The sequence below is a fragment of the Serratia myotis genome, from assembly GCF_027474885.1.
In the GTDB taxonomy this organism is placed as follows: Bacteria; Pseudomonadota; Gammaproteobacteria; order Enterobacterales; family Enterobacteriaceae; genus Serratia; species Serratia proteamaculans.
This window is the reverse complement of sequence record NZ_CP099707.1, coordinates 5,427,911-5,449,125: the sequence shown is the minus strand read 5'-3', so window position 1 is coordinate 5,449,125 and position 21,215 is coordinate 5,427,911. Positions and strand designations below refer to the sequence as shown.

Below are 21,215 nucleotides of genomic sequence, written 5' to 3'. Positions count from 1 at the left end.
CTGATGGCTACGCGAGTGGCGGTTGGAATGAAACAGAATTTGCCTGGCGGCAATAGCGCGGTGGTCCCACCTGATCCCATGCCGAACTCAGAAGTGAAACGCCGTAGCGCCGATGGTAGTGTGGGGTCTCCCCATGCGAGAGTAGGACACTGCCAGGCATTAATTAAAGTCGAAAGCCTCATGCGAAAGCATGAGGCTTTTTGCTGTGTGCGAAAGAAAGAAAAGAAAGAACAGACGCAGCTACGCTGCGCCTTTCAGCCATTCCACGATGAAATCGGCAATACTTTCTGGTTGGTTGAGATCCAGGGATCTTGCCTTAACGGTTATCGATTGATCGCTGGCAACGGCGATAACGAACTCGTCCAACATATCCTCAAGCGGCCTGCCAATATCTTCACGATAAAGAATGATTTTGCTGACGGGCTCGTGCTTAAACCCTTCGACTAAAATTACATCCACCTTGCTACGATCAAAGCGACTGGCCAGATACTGAAGATCCAGGGATTGCTGTTCTGGAGTTTCTGTCATTAATGCCCAGCGACGATCGCTGGCGACCAGGGTCTGGTCGGCGCCCGCTTTGCGCAGTTCGTAACTGTCTTTGCCTGGCGTGTCCACGTCCATATCATGATGCGTATGTTTGATCAGCCCGACGTGGATGTGCCGCTGCTTTAATAAAGGAATTAATTGCTTAAGCAGCGTGGTTTTACCCGTCCCGCTATAGGCCGCGATCGCCAGCAAAGGAGGAAGCGCATTATTCATTGATGAGTCCTTTTTCCTGCTGCCAACGCAGACAGTCTTCCAGGGTATTAAGATTATGGAATGCCCCCTGTTGGCCCGCGAACGCTATTTGCCGTGCCCCTGCCGCGTCGAGGAATAACATCAATTTGCGTTCCCCACGGGCCAGATACTCTTCCAATTTAGGTGCCAGGCTGGTATGCAACAGCGCCAAAGTGGGGTGTGCCCGCTCTCCATCGCTGGCATAGGCGGCCAGAGCAGGGCCTTTTTGTTGCCAGAGCTGATCAACCAAAGTGGTGGGAAAATCGGGGACGTCGCAGGGGACAAAAGCAACCCATTCGGTGCTCGCGTGTTTCAGCCCGGCCAGCATGCCTGCGAGTGGGCCGGAAAAGTCGGGAGTCAGATCGCTGATGATGGGCAGACCACTTTCCCGATAGCTTTCTTGATTGCGATTGGCGCTGATGGCTATCTGGCCCACCTGGGGGCGTAGCCGAGAAAGTACGTATTGGTAGAGAGGTATGCCGGCTACCTGAACCAGACCTTTATCTTCTCCGCCCATACGTGTGGCGCGCCCGCCGGCTAAAATAATGCCGGTAATCTCCTCATGCATATCCATCATCCCGAATTTATGGCTAACGCCCTGATTGTAGCGCTAAAGAGGGGGCGACATCAGGATTTACCTTTATTGACAAGCTGCTCCTTTCACTGCGTTGGTAAGCCTGTTACTTTGTGTGTTTATTGATTCTATTGGATGATATTGCGATGAAAACGCACCGCGTAAACGAGCTGATTGAGCTGCTACAGCCGGCCTGGCAGGAAGATCCGGATCTCAATCTGATCCAGTTTTTGCAAAAACTGGCACAGGAAGCCGGTTTCCAGGGTAATTTGCCCGAACTGAGCGATGATATCCTGATCTACCATCTGAAAATGCGCGGCAGCGCCGTCACCGAACAGATCCCCGGCCTGAAAAAGGATTACGAGGAAGACTTCAAAACGGCATTGCTACGCGCTCGTGGGGTGATAAAGGATTAGCATTCGTGCGGTAAGGTGAACCAGTTACTCGTGAAACCTGCCATTAATGCTACTATTTCTCATTCCCGGCACAGTGATGTCACCAAACGAAACCGAATGTTGTTATGAACAACTCAGCTTTTAATTTTCAGACCCTGTCGCCCGACCTGATTATGGACGCGCTGGAGGGTGTTGGCCTGCGTGTAGACTCCGGGCTGACAGCGCTTAACAGCTATGAAAACCGCGTCTATCAGTTTATGGACGAAGATCGTAAGCGTTACGTGGTGAAGTTTTATCGGCCCGAACGCTGGAGCGCTGAGCAAATTGGTGAAGAACACCAGTTCTCTCATGATCTTGCCCTGGCGGAGATCCCGGCCGTTGCGCCGTTGTCCCTGCAAGGCCAAACGCTGCATACACACAGCGGTTTCTTTTTTACTGTCTTTCCCAGCGTTGGTGGGCGGCAGTATGAGATCGATAATCTCGATCAACTGGAATGGGTGGGCCGTTTCCTGGGGCGTATTCATCAGGTAGGTAGTGAAAGCCTGTTTGTGGAACGCCCGACAATGGGCATTGAGGAATACCTCATGGCACCCCGTCAGGTATTGGCTGGCTGTGAACTGTTACCGAAGGCCCAACGTGAAAACTTCCTGACCGCGATAGACCGGTTGATCGAGGCGATTAAACAACGTTGGCATCTGGATTGGCAGCCGCGGCGTTTGCACGGTGATTGTCACCCAGGCAATATTCTGTGGCGAGATGGCCCGCTGTTTGTTGATCTTGACGATGCGCGTAACGGGCCGGCGATACAGGATCTGTGGATGCTGTTGCACGGTGAACGTCGCGATCGTCTGATGCAGTTAGATATTTTGCTGGAGGCTTACTCCGAGTTTGCCGAGTTTGATCAAAGTGAATTGGCGTTGATCGAGCCGTTGCGGGCCATGCGCATGGTGTACTACCTGGCATGGGTTGCTCGTCGTTGGCAAGATCCCGCGTTTCCTAAAAGTTTTCCGTGGATGGCGGAGTCTGATTTTTGGTTATCTCAGACCGCGGCATTCACCGAACAGGTTAAGCTGTTGCAGGAACCCCCTCTGCAGCTGATGCCAATGTATTGAAGCTTTAACATAATGGAGAGTTTAGTCTTATGAAGAAAATATGGTTGGCACTCGTTGGCATGGTAATGGCATTCAGTGCCTCGGCTGCGCAATTTAGCGATGGTACACAGTACGTCACCCTGGACAAGCCGGTGACCGGCGAGCCTCAGGTGCTGGAGTTCTTTTCCTTCTATTGCCCGCACTGCTATCAGTTTGAGCAGGTGTATCACGTTTCCGAAAATGTGAAAAAGGCGTTGCCTGCGGGCACTAAAATGACCAAATACCACGTTGAATTCCTTGGGCCATTGGGTAAACAACTGACTCAGGCTTGGGCTGTGGCAATGGCGTTGGGTGTGGAAGATAAAGTTAGCCCACTGATGTTTGAAGCGGTGCAGAAAACCCAGACCGTGCAAACTCCGGATGATATCCGCAATGTGTTTGTGAAGGCTGGCGTGAGCGCGGCTGATTATGATGGGGCCCTGAACAGCTTCGTGGTGAAATCTCTGGTGGTTCAACAGGAGAAAGCCGCAGAAGATCTGCAACTGCGCGGTGTGCCAGCCGTATTTGTTAACGGCAAATACATGGTTAAAAACGACGGCCTGGATACCAGCTCGATGGATGCTTACGTGAAGCAATTCGCCGACGTGGTTAAATTCCTCAGTGAACAAAAGTAACCAAAATTAAGAGTAAAAAAGCCGGCTTAGCCGGCTTTTTCTTTCCTTACTGTCGCTTCAACTTATCCAGCAGCCGATCTTTATCCTGCCACAGCGTATTCAGCCAAAGCTGGAAACGCCGCTTAAACTGCTTATCGTTAAAGTAATCGCCATGCATAGTTTCATCGATTGGCAGCAACTCAATTCTTACCACTACGCGTTTCAACCGGCCACACAACATATCCAAAAAAGGCCGCTCCGTATTTTCAGGATAAAGCAGAGTGACGTTTAACACTTTATCGAACTGCTTGCCTAATGCACTGAGTGTAAAAGCAATACCGGCGGCCTTAGGGGCCAATAAATTGCGGTAGGGTGAATGGGTTTTAATTTTCTTGGCTTCAGTAAAGCGTGACCCTTCCACAAAATTGACGATAGTGGTTGGGCGTTGACGAAATTTTTCGCAGGAACGGCGTGTGGTTTCAATGTCATTCCCGCGCTTTTGCGGATGTTTGAGTAAATAGGCGCGCGAGTAACGTTTCATGAATGGCATATCCAGTGCCCAGCAGGCCAGGCCGACAAAGGGCACCCAGGCTAACTGTTGCTTAAGAAAGTATTTATTCATTGGAATATGGTTACGGAACAACACGCACAACACTACAATATCTGACCAGCTTTCATGATTACTGATCAGCAGGTACCAGTTTTTGCGCTCCAAGCCTTCCAACCCTTCAATATCCCAGCGCAGCTGCCAGTTGATGCGTAATAGCAGTGCCAGCCCCACACACCAGCACCACATCATAAAATCGGCAAAGGCTGAGATACGTCGCCAGACGGCAGGAAAAGGCACCAGTAGTTTAATGATACCGGCCAGCGTTATCGGGATCGAACAGAGCACGGTCACCAAAATGGCGAGCAGGGCAGAAAGTATAAAAATAACAGGGGATAACAATCTTGGCATGGTTATGGGCTGACGGTTGGTGAGAACAGCGTTACATGCCGGTATGCATGAACAAAAAAATATTTTAACAGAAATTATGGGGAGAAAGCGTCCGTAAACGGTAACTGTTTTATAGCGAGAGAAATAGGCATTTGCTGCGTTTTCGTGCAACTTGCTCATCTTGTGCTATGGTAATTGAGGTGTCAAATTTGATGAATAGTGCTATTAAAATTGGACGCAAGTTATATCCACAAATTGTGTAAAAGTCGATAATTACCCTCAGTCAAAATAACGCCATTTAACGCCGTGATTTCAATAGGAATTTTATTTCCTCTTATAACGATAAACGCATCGTTATAATTTGCTGTCTTTTCTATGCACAAAGTTATCCACAGGAAGGATCTTGCGGATCGCTTCGCAAGATCACAGGATTTTCACCCTTAATGCACGCTAAGGTTCGTCTCAGGCGGCCAGCTATGGCATGCTTACCGTCATGTCCGATCACGATAAAGATAAAGTAACGCTATGGCTCAAATTGCAGAAAACCCATTAATCCTGGTTGACGGTTCCTCTTACCTCTACCGCGCTTATCATGCCTTCCCTCCGCTGACCAACTCCGCAGGTGAACCGACCGGGGCAATGTACGGCGTGCTGAATATGCTGCGTAGCCTGCTGCTGCAGTACCAGCCAAGCCATGTTGCGGTGGTGTTTGATGCCAAAGGAAAAACCTTCCGTGATGAGCTGTTTGCAGAATACAAATCGCACCGACCACCGATGCCTGACGATCTGCGTGCGCAAATTGAGCCGTTGCACAAAATGGTCAAGGCGATGGGTCTGCCGCTGCTGGTCACGCCCGGCGTTGAGGCGGACGACGTCATCGGTACGCTGGCACTGGAAGCTGAAAAAGCCGGTCATGCAGTGCTGATCAGCACCGGCGATAAAGACATGGCGCAGCTGGTCACACCGAACGTCACTTTGATCAACACCATGAACAACACCATCCTCGGCCCGCAGGAAGTGTGCGACAAGTACGGCATCCCGCCGGAGCTGATTATCGACTTCCTGGCGCTGATGGGGGATGCCTCGGATAACATCCCAGGTGTGCCTGGCGTGGGTGAGAAGACCGCGCAGGGGCTGTTACAGGGCCTGGGTGGACTGGATGTGCTCTATGCCAATCTGGACAGCATCGCCACGCTCAGCTTCCGTGGGGCCAAAACCATGGCGGCCAAGCTGGAACAGAACAAAGAAATGGCGTACCTCTCTTACAAGCTGGCTACCATCAAAACTGACGTCGAGCTGGATCTGACCTGCGCCGATCTCCAGGTGTCTCCGCTGGACGTAGATACGTTGCAGCAGTTGTTCAAACAGTATGAATTTAAGCGCTGGCTGGCGGATGTCGAAGCCGGCATTTGGCTCGAAGGCAAGAAAGGCGCCGGAGTGAAAGCAACCAGCGCGGCGAAATCTTCTGCCAGTGCAGTTGCTGAAACCGGAAAAGCTCCGGCAGAAGCAACACTGTCGCAAGAAGGCTACGTCACCATTCTGGATGAAGACACCTTCGCCGAGTGGCTGGAAAAACTGAAAAAAGCCGAAGTGTTCGCGTTTGATACCGAAACTGACGGCCTGGATACCCTGACCGCTAACCTGATCGGCCTGTCATTTGCCATTGCACCGGGCGAAGCCGCTTATCTGCCGGTGGCACATGATTATCTTGATGCGCCGGCACAGTTGGATCGCGCTCATGTGTTGGCCACGCTGAAGCCGCTGCTGGAAGATGAGAAAGCGCTGAAGGTAGGGCAAAACCTGAAGTTTGATATGAGCCTGCTGGCGCGTTACGACATTACCTTGCGCGGTATTGCTTTCGACACCATGCTGGAATCCTATGTGCTCGACAGCGTAGGCGGTCGCCACGATATGGACAGCTTGTCCGATCGCTATCTTGGCCACAAAACCGTGACCTTCGAGGAGATTGCCGGCAAGGGTAAAAAGCAGCTCACCTTCAACCAGATTGCACTGGAGCAGGCAGCACCTTACGCCGCTGAAGATGCCGACGTCACGCTGCAACTACACTTAGCGATGTGGCCGCAATTGAAGGAAAGCGCCGAACTGTTGACGGTATTCAATGAGATTGAAATGCCGCTGCTGCCGGTGTTGTCGCATATCGAACGAACCGGGGTGTTGATTGACCAAAGCATTCTGGCCACACACTCCATTGAATTGACCAAGCGCTTGGCTGAGTTGGAAATTCAGGCCCATGAATTGGCGGAAGAGCCTTTCAATCTGGCATCTACCAAACAGCTGCAGGCGATCCTGTACGAAAAACAAAAGCTGCCAATACTGAAGAAAACCCCGGGTGGTGCGCCTTCGACTAATGAAGAGGTGCTGGCTGAGCTGGCGCTGGATTACCCGTTACCGAAGGTGATCCTGGAATATCGTGGCTTGGCGAAGCTGAAAACCACCTATACCGACAAGCTGCCGCTGATGATTAACCCGGTCAGTGGCCGGGTACATACCTCCTATCATCAGGCGGTGACGGCGACTGGGCGTCTCTCTTCCAGCGATCCTAACCTGCAGAATATTCCGGTACGTAACGACGAAGGGCGCCGTATCCGCCAGGCATTTATTGCTCCTGCAGGCTACCGCATTGTGGCTGCCGACTATTCGCAAATTGAACTGCGCATTATGGCCCACCTGTCACAGGATGAGGGGCTGCTGAAGGCCTTTGCAGCCGGTGAGGACATCCACCGTGCCACCGCGGCCGAGGTGTTTGGCCTGCCGCTCGATAAGGTGACCAACGAACAGCGCCGCAGCGCCAAGGCGATTAACTTTGGCCTGATTTATGGCATGAGCGCGTTCGGTCTGGCGCGACAGCTAGGGATCCCACGGGGTGAAGCACAGCGCTATATGGACCTTTACTTCGAACGTTATCCGGGCGTGCTGGAATATATGGAGCGCACCCGCCAGCAGGCCGCCAGCCAGGGCTATGTCAGTACGCTGGACGGTCGTCGTCTGTACTTGCCGGATGTCAGCTCCAGTAATGGCATGCGTCGCAAGGCGGCCGAGCGTGCGGCGATTAATGCCCCAATGCAGGGGACGGCAGCCGATATCATCAAACGTGCGATGATCGAAGTGGACGCCTGGCTGCAAGCTCAGGAGAAGCCGTTGGTGCGTATGATTATGCAGGTACACGATGAACTGGTGTTCGAGGTGCATGAGTCGGTGATTGAGGGATCCAACCAGCGTATTCGTGAGCTGATGGAAAACAGCATGGCGTTGGCCGTACCGCTGAAAGTCGACGTTGGCGTGGGTGCCAACTGGGATGAAGCCCACTAAGAATGCCGTGGCTTGCCAGCCGGACCTTCAGTGGATGCGCTAACTGGCGATAACCTAAGCAGTTTTTGTAATTAAGCTACAAGATACGGCGATTGTTTCCACAACCTCGCCGTTATTACGCACTAAACTGTGTAAGTAAACTACAAAAAATTCTTTTGCACTGCGAAAAAATCATGTAAAGTTACTCGCGTAGGGTACAGAGGTAAGATGTTCTATCTTTCAGACCTTTTACTTCACGTAATCGGATTTGGCTGAATATTTAGCCGCCCCAGTCAGTATTGACTGGGGCGTTTTTTATTGTAAAAACAAAGCCAAGCCATAAGTTTTTCCTATTCTCTCCGACCCACTTTTTCCTCAATCGATCCCCTGAAATTACCCATCCGTTGGACTTTCAACGTTAAATCGTCATAAGAGTTTATGATGGATTTCAGTCAAAACTGTAATTAGATAACGAAAATAGCCTGATATCGCGGATCGCGGGCGTAAAAAAGCCGATGCGCTTCCACATCGGCTATTGCGGCACCTGAGGCATTGTTATTCGCCGGCGGTGTCGTCATCTTCCGGCAGCACTTCCGGTGGGATCTCGTTAAACCAGGTGTTCAGCTTTTGGCTCAGCTTGTCGACACCGATTTTTTTCGGGGAAGAGAAGGCTTCAACCTGGATATCGCCCATAAACGGCACTACCGCTTCACGCACCATATTAAGCTGCGCTTTACGCGCGCCAGAGGCCAGTTTGTCTGCTTTGGTCAGCAGGAGCATGACCGGTGTACCGACATCGACGGCCCACTGAATCATCTGTTGGTCGAGATCTTTCAACGGATGGCGGATATCCATCAGCACCACCAGGCCTTTCAGGCAGTTACGCATTTGCAGGTATTCACCCAGCGCACGCTGCCATTTGCGTTTCATCTCTTCAGGAACTTCGGCGTAGCCATAACCCGGCAGGTCGACGAGGCGAATGCCTTCTTCCACTTCAAACAGGTTAATCAGCTGGGTACGCCCCGGCGTTTTACTGGTACGCGCCAGGCCTTTCTGGTTGGTCAGGGTATTTAACGCGCTGGACTTACCGGCATTAGAGCGGCCGGCGAACGCAACTTCAATACCTTCATCCCCCGGCAGATGGCGAATATCGGGCGCACTGGTGACGAAATGGGTCACATGATAATTGTAATTCTTGCTGGTCAAAATTTTTCGTCTCCGCGAGGATGGCTAACTGATTGGCGATTATAACTGCATCAGCGGTAAAAATGGTGTGTTTCTCTGTTTTTAAGCGTCGTGGCAGCAGGGCATGGTAGTCAGACCCGGCCGGGCTTGTGAGACATTCGCCATTCGAATAGGGGGTAATGTCGCTTTATTCGAAAGCTGTTTTTATTCTTTCCATTTTAAAACAATGATTTAATTCTCCGTTGTCCTCTTTGTGGTGCCAAAGCCCTGCAGCTACCTTGAGACTCCCCCTTGATCGCGTAAAGTAGCTTGCAGCACAGGGCTGTGCAGGATTAAGGAACATCCGGGAAGGGTGATAAATCTCATGGAGTGCACAGGAAGTGCTGGAGTGCCAGGATGAACCCAGAAGGAATTGACCTATTTGCATCTGAATATGCGAATAGCACAAGGATGGTGAAGTTACCGCGATTGGAATGCCCGCAGGAAGCGCGCTCAGGAAGAGTGGATGCGAACGGATTGCGCCATGGACGATTTTCCCTTCAGGATGAAGGACGTAGTGCGGCAGGGATTGCGTTTATAGCAAAAGGAAAAACCAGGATGTTGAATGTACGCACGGAGCGCGTAGCAGGAATATCCTTCGAAAGAAGGTGTAAAAAGGCGGCAGGTTTAACCTGCCGCCTTTTTTCTTTGTTCGCTTTCTGCTAGATTCCGCCGCAATCGTATAGCATCTATCTCTATACTGAATCTACATACCTAAGAGCATACGCTATGAACCAGCCATCAAAAGCACCTCGCGCCCCACGCAGCAGCGCGGCGACGCCGAAAAACAAAAAGAAAAGCCGTGCGGAGCTCGATCAGGAAGCCCGTGAACACAAGCGTCAGAAAAAACGCCGTGGTCTTGCTTCCGGTTCTCGCACCCAGGTTGAGTCGGCTAATCAAAAAAATAAAGCGGCAGCCCAGGCCAAAGATCCGCGTATCGGCAGCAAAGTGCCGGTAGCGCTGTTGGTTGAAGATAAACCAAAAGCCAAGCCGCAACCCAAGCCAAAAGCTGAAGCCAAGCCTAAACCACGTCTGACGCCGGAAGAAGAACTGGCCAAGCTGGAAAATGATGAGCGTCTGGACGCACTGCTGGATCGCATTGATGACGGCGAGACTCTGAACGCCGAAGATCAAGCTTATGTTGATCAGACGCTGGATCGTATCGATGCCCTGATGGAGCAACTGGGCATTGAATTGGGCGATGACGACGAAGAAGAAGAAGAAAAGCGGGAAGATATCCTGAAACTGCTGAAAGGCGGTAACCCGAAAGACGTAATTTAACGCGTCATGTGGTTGATCCTGACAGTAGCCCTACTCTTAATGTGTTATCTGCTGTGGTTATTCGGTAAACTGTGGCGGCTGTCAAAACGCAAAACGCGTTTTCGCAGCGCTTCCGCGGCCAGACAGCGTAGACAACTGCCCATTTCCCGGCCCGGTAGAAAAAAATATCGGAAGGAGTGAGCATGTCAGAGCAGGCAATTGTCTGGGATCTGGCCCTGATCCAGAAATATAACTATTCAGGGCCGCGTTATACCTCATACCCCACAGCGCTGGAGTTCAACCAGGGCTATGACGAAGCGGCGTTTCAACGCGCCGCTGCGCGTTATCCAGAGCGTCCGCTGTCGCTGTATGTGCATATCCCCTTCTGTCACAAACTCTGCTATTTCTGTGGCTGCAATAAACTGGTGACGCGTCAGACGCACAAGGCCGATGAATATCTGGCTGTGCTGGCACAAGAGATCGCTCAGCGCGCTCCTCTGTTTGCCGGGCGTAAAGTCGGCCAGTTGCATTGGGGTGGCGGTACACCGACCTACCTGAGCAAAGTGCAAATCAGCAAGCTGGTGGCAATGTTGCGCCAACACTTTGATTTTCTCCCCGATTTGGAAATGTCGATCGAAGTTGATCCGCGCGAGATTGAGCTGGATGTGCTCGATCATTTACGCAGTGAAGGCTTTAACCGCCTGAGCATGGGGGTACAGGATTTCAATAAAGAGGTGCAGCGGCTGGTGAACCGTGAGCAGGATGAAGCCTTTATCTTCGCCCTGATCGCCCGTGCCAAGGCACTGGGTTTTAACTCCACCAATATCGATCTGATCTACGGGTTGCCAAAGCAGACGCCGGAGAGCTTTGCCTACACCCTGCAGCGGGTGGCGGAACTGAACCCGGATCGCCTCAGCGTATTCAACTATGCGCATATGCCAAACCTGTTTGCCGCCCAACGTAAAATCAAAGACGCGGATTTGCCGAGTGCGCAGCAGAAACTGGATATCCTGCAGCAGACCATTGCCTCCCTGACCGAGTCCGGCTATCAGTTTATCGGCATGGATCACTTTGCCCGTCCGGATGATGAGCTAGCCGTGGCGCAGCGTGAAGGCAAACTGCATCGTAACTTCCAGGGGTACACCACTCAGGGTGACAGTGATTTACTGGGGCTGGGCGTGTCCGCCATCAGCATGCTGGGGGACAGCTATGCCCAGAACCAGAAAGAGCTGAAGACCTATTACAGCAGCGTAGAGGCGCAGGGTCATGCCTTATGGCGCGGTCTGGCGATGACGGAGGACGACTGCCTGCGGCGTGAGGTGATCAAAACGCTGATCTGCAATTTCAAGCTGGACTATCCGGCGATAGAACAACAGTTCGACATCGACTTCGCCAGCTATTTTGCTGAGGATTTGCAACTGCTGGCGCCGTTTGAACGCGATGGGCTGGTGGAACGTGACGAGCAGGGTATTCGCGTCACGCCGCGTGGCCGGCTACTGATCCGCAATATTTGCATGTGCTTTGATATCTACCTGCGCCAACAGGCGCGCACTCAGCAATTCTCTCGGGTTATTTGATCGATAAAAAAACGGCCGCGAATGCGGCTGTTTTCATCAATAACGCAAGCTATTCCATTCCCAACTCTTTCAACTTGCGCGTCAGGGTATTACGGCCCCAACCCAACAAGCGGGCAGCTTCCTGCTTATGCCCCTGGGTATGACGCAGCGCGGTGGTGAGCAGCGTGCGCTCCATTTCCGGTTGCGCTTCCGACAGCAGGTTTTGATGACCGGAACGCAATGCGCGGTCGGCCCATTGCGCCAGCAGCGTGGCCCAACTGTCCGGCAGGCTATGGCCGGCAGTTTCCGGTGCAGAGGTTTCAAACAGCTCACTCGGCAGGTCCTGGATCAGCACTTCCTGCCCGGCGGCCATCACGGTTAACCAGCGGCAGGTGTTTTCCAGCTGACGCACGTTGCCCGGCCATGGCAGGCGGGTCAGGGCAGTTTCGGTTTCCGGATGCAGATTCTTCGCTTCAACACCCAACTCTTTTGCCGCGACTTGCAGGAAGTAGCGGGCCAGACGGGGGATGTCCTCGCGACGTTCACGTAACGGCGGCAGGTGTACGCGGATCACGTTCAGGCGGTGGAACAGATCCTCACGGAATTTGCCTTCCTGTACCCGCAACTCCAGGTTCTGGTGGGTGGCGGCGATAATACGCACGTCCACCTTCACCGGCGCATAACCGCCGACCCGGTAGAATTGACCATCTGCCAGCACACGCAGTAAACGGGTTTGAACATCCAGCGGCATATCACCGATTTCATCCAGGAACAGCGTCCCGCCGTCGGCCTGCTCAAAGCGGCCCTGACGGATCTGATTGGCACCGGTAAAGGCCCCTTTCTCGTGGCCGAACAGCTCTGATTCGATCAGGTCTTTAGGGATCGCAGCCATGTTCAACGCGATAAAGGGTGACTTGGCACGCGGGCTATGGCGGTGCAGGGCATGAGCCACCAGCTCTTTACCGGTACCCGATTCGCCGTTGATCAGCACGCTGATCGATGAGCGCGACAGACGACCGATGATGCGGAACACGTCCTGCATCGCCGGGGCCTCGCCGATAATGTCCGCCACCGGATCGTTGGCCGGCTGGCTGCGCGCCGGCTGCTGCTGTTCCTGATAATGGCTGATGGCGCGTTCTACCAGCGCTACCGCCTCATCGATATCAAAGGGTTTTGGCAGGTAATCGAACGCCCCTTGCTGGTAGGCGCTGACCGCAGCGTCCAAATCCGAATGCGCCGTCATTATGATGACCGGTAGCATGGGGTGACGCTGCTTGATCTGCTTGAGTAACGCCAGGCCATCCATACCCGGCATGCGGATGTCAGACAGCAACACGTCAGGCGTTTGCGTGGCCAGGGCTTCGAGTACCGCATTGCCACTTTCGAAGCTCACGCAGCTCACACCGGCTCCAGTGAGCGCGCGTTCAAGCACCCAGCGGATGGAGCTATCGTCATCGACGATCCAGACTATCCCTCGTTGCATAGAAAACCTCACTGGCGAATAGGCAGGTAAACCGAGAATTCGGTATGTCCTGGCCAACTGTTAAATTCAATTTTTCCGCAATGCTGATCAATAAGATTACGGGCGATGGATAAACCCAGACCGGTTCCGCCTTCGCGGCCGCTGACCATTGGGTAAAACAGCGTGTCCTGCAATTGCGCCGGAACGCCGGGGCCGTCATCTTCGATATCGATACGTGCCGCTAACCGGTAGCGGGTACCGTGCAGGGTGATTTGGAATGCGGTACGGGTGCGCAGCGTGATAGTGCCGCCTGCTTCGCCCAGCGCCTGCAGCGCATTGCGGGTGATGTTCAGCAACACCTGCTCGATTTGATCCGGGTCGTGTGCCATCTCGGGCAGGCTCGGGTCGTAGTCGCGCACCAGCGTCACGTTATCCGGCTTCTCCAGCGACACCAACTGGCAAACGCGCTCCGCCACCTGATGAATACTCTGGGTAATGTGCTGGCCCGGGCGTTGCGGGCCCAGCAGGCGATCGACCAGATTGCGCAGGCGGTCGGCCTGTTCAATGATCACCTTGGTGTATTCGGTCAGCGACGGGTCGGGCAGGGCCTTGGCCAGCAGTTGTGCTGCGCCACGCAGTCCACCAAGCGGGTTTTTAATCTCATGTGCCAGGCCACGGACCAGATCGCGGGCGGCAACCTGTTGAGCATGCTGCAGCTGTTCCTGGCTCAGGCGGCGTTGGTTATCCATGGGCGCCAGCTCGATCAGGATATAGCCTTCAGACAGCGCCTGGGCGGTCAGGGAGAGGATATGTGCGCGCCCATCAACCACCAGGGTCACTTCGCTATCGGTAAAGCCCTGGCCGGCGCGCAGGCTCTCACGCATCAGATCAACGTTCAGTGAGAAATAGCCGAGCAGATCGGGCAAAGGTGTACCGAAAAGTTTACGGGAACTTTGTGCCAGCAGTTGTTGTGCTGCCGGATTGGCGTAATGAACCGCCAGATCATCATCCAACAGCAGGATGCTGTTGATGAGAGAATTGAGGATCTGCCCAGCATCGGGCAGCTTGCCAGTTGCCATACAGCAGACTCCTGCACCTTTTTAGTGCATCTATCCTACCCCATCCCCACAGCGTGCGGTATGGAATAGTTTTGCAGAAAATACGGTGGAGAAAAAAACCCATCCGAAGATGGGCAGAAAGTTTCCACGGCAACAAAAAAACAACTAAATCTGGGCGCCGTCCGCAGACGGCGCGGTAAAACTTAAACGCTGTAGTACAGTTCGAACTCAACCGGGTGTGGTGTCATGCGAACGCGGTCCATTTCTTCTTTACGCAGATCGATGTAAGCGTCGATCGCGTCGTCGGTGAATACGCCGCCACGGGTCAGGAACTCGCGGTCTTCGCTCAGTGCAGCCAGCGCTTCATCCAGGGAGCCTGCAACTTTTGGAATTTCAGCTTCTTCTTCTGGCGGCAGGTCATACAGGTTTTTGTCCATGGCATCGCCAGGGTGGATTTTGTTAATCACACCGTCCAGGCCTGCCATCAGCAGAGCCGCGAAGCACAGGTATGGGTTAGCCGCTGGATCCGGGAAACGGGCTTCGATACGGCGCGCTTTCGGGCTGGCTACCACTGGGATACGGATAGAAGCTGAACGGTTACGGGCTGAGTAAGCCAGCATGACCGGTGCTTCGTAACCTGGGACCAGACGCTTGTAAGAGTTGGTGGTCGGGTTGGCCAGGGCGTTGATCGCTTTAGCGTGCTTGATGATACCGCCGATGTAGAACAGGGCGATTTCAGAAAGGCCGCCGTATTTGTCGCCGGCGAACAGGTTAGTCCCGTTCTTGGACAGCGACATGTGGCAGTGCATACCGGAGCCGTTATCACCGAACATAGGTTTCGGCATGAAGGTCGCGGTTTTGCCAAATGCGTGAGCCACGTTGTGAACCACGTATTTGTAGATTTGGATTTCGTCGGCTTTCTTGGTCATGGTGTTGAAGCGGGTTGCCACTTCGTTCTGACCTGCAGTTGCCACTTCGTGGTGGTGCGCTTCAACCACCAGGCCCATTTCTTCCATGGTCAAACACATGGTAGAACGGATGTCCTGTGAAGAATCGACCGGAGGAACCGGGAAGTAACCGCCTTTGACTGCCGGACGGTGGCCTTTGTTGCCGCCATCATATTTGGTGCCGGAGTTCCATGCGCCTTCGATATCGTCGATAGCTACGTGAGAACCACGGATGCTGCTGCCGAAACGAATATCATCGAACAGGAAGAATTCTGGCTCTGGCCCGAACAGCACGGTGTCCGCGATGCCGGAAGAACGCAGGAAATCTTCTGCGCGCTTGGAGATGGAGCGCGGATCACGATCGTAGCCCTGCATGGTGCCTGGCTCGAGAATGTCGCAGCGAATGATCAGGGTGGATTCTTCGAAGAATGGATCCAGTACCGCCGTGCTGGCGTCTGGCATCAGCACCATGTCAGATTCGTTGATGCCCTTCCAACCACCGATCGAGGAGCCGTCAAACATTTTACCTTCTTCGAAGAAGTCGGCATTTACCTGATGAGAAGGGATGGTGACGTGCTGTTCCTTACCCTTGGTGTCAGTGAAACGCAGGTCTACGAATTTCACTTCATGCTCATTCAGCATCGTCAAAACGTGTTCAGCGGACATACTTAACTCTCCCGGATTTATCATTGTCTTCGTCGTGGAACGAATCTGTGGAACTGGCTTTTTTTGTCTTAAAAAGACTAAAGCGAAAACTGTGCCAACTTTGCTAAAGCGCTTTAATCGCCTTTCTGCGCGGCTTTTGCACAGAAACAGTATGCACCATCAGTGATGCATTGCACTTAAATGGTGCAATTCATGTGAGGTGGGGCACCGTAATGGTGCAAAAGTGCACCGGATGCTGCTTTTTGCACCGTGAAAGGGATCACATACTGACCTGTACACAGTTGTTTATAAGAGACTGTTGTGATCTTGTTTAGTCCCTCGCTTAATACGTGTACAATAGCGCGCTATTTCTAATGCCTGAGGCAAAGCTGTGATCGAAAATTTGCGTAACATCGCCATTATTGCCCACGTTGACCATGGTAAGACCACCCTGGTTGATAAGCTGCTGCAACAATCCGGTACTTTCGGAGAGCGTGTAGAAGCCACCGAACGCGTAATGGACTCCAACGATTTGGAGAAAGAGCGTGGGATTACCATCCTCGCTAAAAACACCGCCATTAATTGGAAAGACTACCGCATCAACATCGTGGATACCCCAGGACACGCCGACTTCGGCGGTGAGGTTGAGCGTGTGATGTCAATGGTTGACTCGGTGCTGCTGGTTGTGGACGCAATGGATGGCCCAATGCCGCAAACCCGTTTCGTGACCAAAAAAGCCTTCGCTAATGGTCTGAAGCCGATCGTGGTAATCAACAAGGTTGACCGTCCAGGCGCACGTCCTGATTGGGTTGTTGATCAGGTCTTCGACCTGTTCGTTAACCTTGACGCGACCGACGAGCAGCTCGACTTCCCAATCATCTATGCTTCTGCACTGATGGGGATCGCGGGTACTGACCACAATGAGATGGCGGAAGACATGACCCCGCTGTATCAAGCGATCGTAGACCACGTGTCTGCACCGCAGGTTGAGCTCGAAGCACCATTCCAGATGCAGATCTCTCAGCTGGACTACAACAACTACGTGGGCGTTATCGGCATCGGCCGTATCAAGCGTGGTAAGGTCAAGCCGAACCAACAGATCACTATCATTGATAGCGAAGGCAAAACCCGTAACGGTAAAGTTGCCAAGGTTCTGACTCACATGGGTCTGGAGCGTATCGAAGCGCCTATCGCTGAAGCTGGCGACATCATCGCTATCACCGGTCTGGGCGAGCTGAACATCTCTGACACCATCTGTGATGTGAATGCGGTTGAAGCGCTGCCGGCACTGTCTGTTGATGAACCGACCGTAACCATGTACTTCAACGTCAACACCTCTCCGTTCTGTGGTAAAGAAGGCAAGTACGTGACTTCACGTCAGATCCTTGACCGTCTGAACAAAGAGCTGGTGCACAACGTGGCACTGCGTGTTGAAGAAACCGAAGATGCTGATGCATTCCGCGTATCTGGCCGTGGTGAACTTCACCTGTCGGTTCTGATCGAAAACATGCGTCGTGAAGGTTTCGAGCTGGCGGTTTCCCGTCCTAAAGTTATCAACCGTAAAATCGATGGCCGCATGCAAGAGCCATTCGAAAACGTGACGCTGGATATCGAAGAACAGCACCAGGGTTCAGTCATGCAAGCCATGGGTGAGCGCAAAGGTGACGTTAAGGACATGATCCCAGACGGCAAAGGTCGTATTCGTCTGGATTACCTGATCCCTGCGCGTGGCCTGATCGGTTTCCGTACCGAGTTCATGACCATGACTTCCGGTACCGGTCTGCTGTACTCCACCTTCAGCCACTACGATGACGTGCGCCAGGGTGAAATCGGCCAGCGCCAGAACGGCGTGCTGATCTCTAACGGCCAGGGTAAAGCGGTAGCATTCGCCTTGTTCGGTCTGCAAGATCGCGGCAAGCTGTTCCTGGGTCACGGTGCGGAAGTGTATGAAGGCCAGATCATCGGTATTCACTCACGTTCTAACGACCTGACCGTGAACTGCCTGACCGGTAAGAAGCTGACCAACATGCGTGCTTCCGGTACTGACGAAGCGACTACCCTGGTTCCTGCTATCAAGATGTCCCTGGAGCAAGCTCTGGAATTCATCGATGATGACGAACTGGTAGAAGTAACGCCAACGTCCGTACGTATTCGTAAACGTCACCTGACTGAAAACGATCGTAAACGTGCAAGCCGCGGTCCTAAAGAAGCTTAATCGCTGATTTAGTCTGCAACACTTAGGGCGCGTCCAGCGCCCTGAGTTTTTTCCTCTGTCTTTTCCCATTTCTGCCGCGTGCTATACGCTTTTCTGCCTGCTCTCTATTCAGCCTCTGTTTTTCCCGCTACAGTAAAATCTCACCGGCCCATCAGGAGAGGACTATGCTGTATATCTTTGATTTAGGTAATGTGATCGTCGATATCGATTTCAAACGTGTACTGGGTGTATGGAGCAATTTAAGCGGTACGCCGCTGGCGGTATTGTCCGAGCGTTTCACCATGGGCGAGTTGTTCCAACAGCATGAGCGCGGTGAAATCAGCGATGAAGACTTTGCTGAACGATTGAGTGATGAAATGGGTATCGCTCTCAGCTTCGAACAGTTCGCTACCGGTTGGCAGGCGGTGTTTGTCGCCCTGCGCCCGGAAGTGATCGACATCATGAAACGCCTGCGCAGTGAAGGCCACCGCGTGGTGGTGCTGTCGAACACCAATCGCCTACACTGCAACTATTGGCCACAGCACTACCCGCAAGTGGCCGAAGCCGCCGATCATCTCTACCTGTCTCAGGATATTGGTATGCGCAAACCGGACGCCAATATCTATCAGCACGTGCTTAACGCCGAAAATACCCCATCGGAGCAGGCGGTGTTTTTTGACGATGTGGCGGCTAATGTGGCAGCGGCTGAGGCGCTGGGCATTAAAGGGGTGCACGTAACCGACCGCGACGTGGTGCCGGCTTATTTTGCCCAATGACCGCGAAGGGTTAAGCTTAAGGCGTACAAACTGACATCAAGGAGTGGCCATGTCGTTTTTCCGCCGCAAGAAGCTGCCTTCTGCGATCAAACCCAGCGTCACCTTTGGGCGGCTGCTGATCAAGCGCGTCGACAGTGATGGCCTGACCATGCTGGCGGGCCATTTGGCTTATGTTTCCCTGCTGTCGTTGGTGCCTTTGGTGACCGTGGTGTTCGCGCTGTTTGCTGCGTTCCCGATGTTCTCCGATATCAGCGTCCAACTGAAAAGCTTTATCTTCTCCAACTTCATGCCGGCCGCCGGCAACGTGATCCAGAGTTATCTGGAGCAGTTTGTTGCCAACTCCAACAAGATGACTGCCGTGGGTACCTGTGGGCTGATTGTCACCGCGCTGTTGTTGATCTCCTCGGTAGACAGCGTGCTGAACACCATCTGGCGTAGCAAAAACAAGCGTCCAATCGTGTTTTCGTTCGCGGTGTACTGGATGGTTCTGACCCTGGGGCCGCTGTTGGTCGGTGCCAGTATGGCGATCAGCTCCTATCTGCTGTCGCTCAACTGGTTGGCGCAGACCGGTGTTAACAGCCTGGTGGATCAGGTGCTGCGTATTTTCCCGCTGATCCTGTCGTGGATATCCTTCTGGCTGCTGTATTGCATTGTGCCGACGGTACGGGTGCCGCCCAAGGATGCGTTGATAGGTGCGCTGGTGGCCGGCTTGCTGTTTGAGCTGGGCAAGAAGGGTTTTGCCTTGTACGTCACCATGTTCCCGTCTTATCAGCTGATTTACGGCGTGCTGGCGGTGATCCCCATTTTATTCCTCTGGGTCTACTGGAGCTGGTGTATCGTGTTACTCGGCGCGGAAATCACGGTGACCATCGGGGAATACCGCGACTACCGCCAACAGAAGGCGGAACAACAGGCTCAGCCACCAGAAGGGCAGTTATGATTGCGTTAATTCAACGGGTATTAAATGCCAGCGTCACGGTCGAAGGCCAGACGGTAGGCAACATAGGCCCGGGTTTGTTAGTGTTATTGGGCGTGGAGCAGGATGATAACGAGCAGAAAGCCGTGCGCCTGTGTGAGCGTGTGTTGGGGTACCGCATCTTTGGTGACGAGAACGACAAGATGAATCTCAATGTCCAACAGGCAGGGGGCAGCCTGCTGGTGGTCTCGCAGTTCACGCTGGTGGCCGACACGCAAAAAGGTATGCGCCCGAGTTTTTCGCGCGGTGCGGTACCGCAGGAAGCCGATCGGTTATACCAATATTTTGTTGGCCAGTGCCGCGAGCGCGGCATAGAAACTCAAACCGGTGAGTTTGCGGCTGACATGAAAGTCGCGCTGGTGAACGACGGACCAGTGACGTTTTGGCTTCAAGTTTAAGTATTCTGAGAGAGAAGGCGTCTATGTATCACCTACGAGTACCGGTAACAGAACAAGAACTGAAGGATTATTACCAGTTCCGCTGGGAAATGCTGCGCAAGCCGCTGCACCAGCCGGTGGGGTCGGAAAAGGATGCCTATGACGCCATGGCGCATCACCAAATGGTGGTGGACGAGGGCGGAAAAATTGTCGCTATTGGGCGGCTGTATATCAACGCGGACAACGAGGCGGCGATTCGTTTTCTGGCGGTAGATCCGACGGTGCAGGACAAAGGCCTGGGGACGCTGGTGGCCATGACTCTCGAGTCCGTGGCGCGCCAGGAGAGTGTTAAGCGGGTCGTCTGTAGCGCCCGTGAGGATGCGGTGGATTTCTTTGCCAAACTGGGCTTCGTTAATCAGGGCGAGATCACCGCGCCGCAAACTACGCCGATTCGCCACTTTTTAATGATCAAACCCGTGGCGACGCTGGATGACATTTTGCATCGCCCCGACTGGTGCGGTCAGTTGCAGCAGGCCTGGTACGACCATATCCCGCTCAGTGAAAAAATGGGCGTGCGCATCAGCCAATATACCGGCCAGCGTTTTGTCACCACCATGCCTGAGATAGGCAACCAGAATCCGCACCATACGCTGTTTGCCGGCAGCCTGTTCTCCCTGGCGACACTGACCGCATGGGGGCTAATCTGGCTGTTGCTGCGCGAGCGTCATTTGGGTGGCACTATTATTCTGGCGGATGCCCATATCCGTTACAGCAAGCCGATTACCGGCCGGCCGCGAGCGGTAGCGGATCTCAGTTCATTGAGCGGGGATTTGGCCCGCCTGGCGCGTGGTCGTCGTGCGCGTGTGCAGGCGGAGGTTCACCTGTTCGGTGACGATGACAGAGGGGCGGTGTTTGAAGGCACTTATATGGTGTTGCCGGCCGAACCGGAAGTTCCCCTCGATCAGGGCGGTTGTGAGGCGATAGACAGTTGATACTGTGGCCCT

General features: G+C 53.3%; 19 protein-coding genes and 1 rRNA gene. 13 read left to right on the top strand and 7 right to left on the bottom strand.

What is annotated here, in order from left to right; all coding sequences use genetic code 11:
- Positions 1–42: 42 nt before the first annotated feature.
- Positions 43–158: ribosomal RNA gene (gene rrf, locus NHG65_RS25600) — 5S ribosomal RNA — on the top strand.
- 82 nt (positions 159–240) lie between these two features.
- On the opposite strand, the gene mobB is transcribed toward rrf, so the two are convergent.
- The gene (gene mobB / locus NHG65_RS25595) at positions 241–759 is read right to left on the bottom strand and encodes a molybdopterin-guanine dinucleotide biosynthesis protein MobB (RefSeq protein WP_207980030.1); all 519 of its coding nucleotides are present in this window, start codon (positions 757–759) and stop codon (positions 241–243) included.
- Positions 752–1,345: a molybdenum cofactor guanylyltransferase MobA gene (gene mobA / locus NHG65_RS25590; RefSeq protein ID WP_499182800.1), complete on the bottom strand. Its 594-nt coding sequence runs from the start codon at positions 1,343–1,345 to the stop codon at positions 752–754. The genes mobB and mobA overlap by 8 nt, the downstream gene beginning before the upstream one ends.
- Positions 1,346–1,497: 152 nt before the next feature.
- Here mobA and NHG65_RS25585 point away from each other — a divergent pair, with 152 nt between their 5' ends.
- From NHG65_RS25585 to dsbA, 3 genes are all read left to right on the top strand, one after another.
- Positions 1,498–1,767, top strand: coding sequence for a YihD family protein (locus NHG65_RS25585; RefSeq protein ID WP_499182799.1), 270 nt, complete (start codon positions 1,498–1,500; stop codon positions 1,765–1,767).
- Between the two features lie 104 nt (positions 1,768–1,871).
- Positions 1,872–2,858: a serine/threonine protein kinase gene (locus NHG65_RS25580; protein ID WP_099063940.1), complete on the top strand. Its 987-nt coding sequence runs from the start codon at positions 1,872–1,874 to the stop codon at positions 2,856–2,858.
- 29 nt (positions 2,859–2,887) lie between these two features.
- Entirely contained in the window at positions 2,888–3,511 is a 624-nt protein-coding gene (gene dsbA / locus NHG65_RS25575; protein ID WP_020837681.1) for a thiol:disulfide interchange protein DsbA, read from the top strand.
- 46 nt (positions 3,512–3,557) lie between these two features.
- On the opposite strand, the gene yihG is transcribed toward dsbA, so the two are convergent.
- On the bottom strand, positions 3,558–4,448 hold the full coding sequence (gene yihG, locus NHG65_RS25570) for a 1-acylglycerol-3-phosphate O-acyltransferase, YihG family (RefSeq protein ID WP_219017269.1): 891 nt from the start codon (positions 4,446–4,448) through the stop codon (positions 3,558–3,560).
- Between the two features lie 504 nt (positions 4,449–4,952).
- On the opposite strand from yihG, the gene polA reads away from it, so the two are divergent.
- The gene (gene polA, locus NHG65_RS25565) at positions 4,953–7,757 is read left to right on the top strand and encodes a DNA polymerase I (protein WP_499182798.1); all 2,805 of its coding nucleotides are present in this window, start codon (positions 4,953–4,955) and stop codon (positions 7,755–7,757) included.
- Between the two features lie 207 nt (positions 7,758–7,964).
- Positions 7,965–8,012, top strand: a complete 48-nt coding sequence (gene spfP / locus NHG65_RS25560) for a small protein SpfP (protein WP_071892919.1) — start codon at positions 7,965–7,967, stop codon at positions 8,010–8,012.
- Positions 8,013–8,291: 279 nt separating this feature from the next.
- Here the strand turns inward: spfP and yihA are convergent, their stop codons facing one another.
- A complete protein-coding gene (gene yihA / locus NHG65_RS25555; protein WP_099063937.1) occupies positions 8,292–8,942 on the bottom strand; it encodes a ribosome biogenesis GTP-binding protein YihA/YsxC in 651 nt (216 codons plus the stop codon).
- A 747-nt stretch (positions 8,943–9,689) separates the two neighbouring features.
- Between yihA and yihI the strand changes: the two genes are divergently transcribed.
- On the top strand, positions 9,690–10,241 hold the full coding sequence (yihI, locus tag NHG65_RS25550; RefSeq protein WP_112349268.1) for a Der GTPase-activating protein YihI: 552 nt from the start codon (positions 9,690–9,692) through the stop codon (positions 10,239–10,241).
- A gap of 182 nt (positions 10,242–10,423) precedes the next feature.
- Positions 10,424–11,797 (top strand): oxygen-independent coproporphyrinogen III oxidase, encoded by a 1,374-nt coding sequence (gene hemN, locus NHG65_RS25545; RefSeq protein ID WP_207980021.1) that lies wholly within the window; start codon positions 10,424–10,426, stop codon positions 11,795–11,797.
- A 49-nt stretch (positions 11,798–11,846) separates the two neighbouring features.
- Here the strand turns inward: hemN and glnG are convergent, their stop codons facing one another.
- The 3 genes from glnG to glnA all read right to left on the bottom strand — a co-directional run bounded on the left by glnG (position 11,847) and on the right by glnA (position 15,909).
- On the bottom strand, positions 11,847–13,259 hold the full coding sequence (gene glnG / locus NHG65_RS25540; protein ID WP_085120084.1) for a nitrogen regulation protein NR(I): 1,413 nt from the start codon (positions 13,257–13,259) through the stop codon (positions 11,847–11,849).
- Positions 13,260–13,267: 8 nt separating this feature from the next.
- On the bottom strand, positions 13,268–14,317 hold the full coding sequence (glnL, locus tag NHG65_RS25535; RefSeq protein WP_099063934.1) for a nitrogen regulation protein NR(II): 1,050 nt from the start codon (positions 14,315–14,317) through the stop codon (positions 13,268–13,270).
- Between the two features lie 182 nt (positions 14,318–14,499).
- Positions 14,500–15,909 carry a glutamate--ammonia ligase gene (gene glnA / locus NHG65_RS25530; RefSeq protein WP_085120082.1) on the bottom strand — a complete coding sequence of 470 codons (1,410 nt, stop codon included), beginning with the start codon at positions 15,907–15,909 and terminating at the stop codon, positions 14,500–14,502.
- 370 nt (positions 15,910–16,279) lie between these two features.
- On the opposite strand from glnA, the gene typA reads away from it, so the two are divergent.
- From typA to fabY, 5 genes are all read left to right on the top strand, one after another.
- Entirely contained in the window at positions 16,280–18,103 is a 1,824-nt protein-coding gene (typA, locus tag NHG65_RS25525) for a ribosome-dependent GTPase TypA (RefSeq protein WP_012147548.1), read from the top strand.
- A 164-nt stretch (positions 18,104–18,267) separates the two neighbouring features.
- Complete coding sequence (gene yihX, locus NHG65_RS25520; protein WP_099063933.1) at positions 18,268–18,858, top strand: glucose-1-phosphatase; 591 nt, start codon at positions 18,268–18,270, stop codon at positions 18,856–18,858.
- 49 nt (positions 18,859–18,907) lie between these two features.
- Complete coding sequence (locus NHG65_RS25515; protein ID WP_099063932.1) at positions 18,908–19,798, top strand: virulence factor BrkB family protein; 891 nt, start codon at positions 18,908–18,910, stop codon at positions 19,796–19,798.
- Positions 19,795–20,232: a D-aminoacyl-tRNA deacylase gene (gene dtd / locus NHG65_RS25510; protein WP_012147545.1), complete on the top strand. Its 438-nt coding sequence runs from the start codon at positions 19,795–19,797 to the stop codon at positions 20,230–20,232. Before NHG65_RS25515 ends, dtd begins: the two co-directional genes overlap by 4 nt.
- A gap of 23 nt (positions 20,233–20,255) precedes the next feature.
- Entirely contained in the window at positions 20,256–21,203 is a 948-nt protein-coding gene (fabY, locus tag NHG65_RS25505; RefSeq protein ID WP_099063931.1) for a fatty acid biosynthesis protein FabY, read from the top strand.
- Positions 21,204–21,215 lie beyond the last annotated feature (12 nt).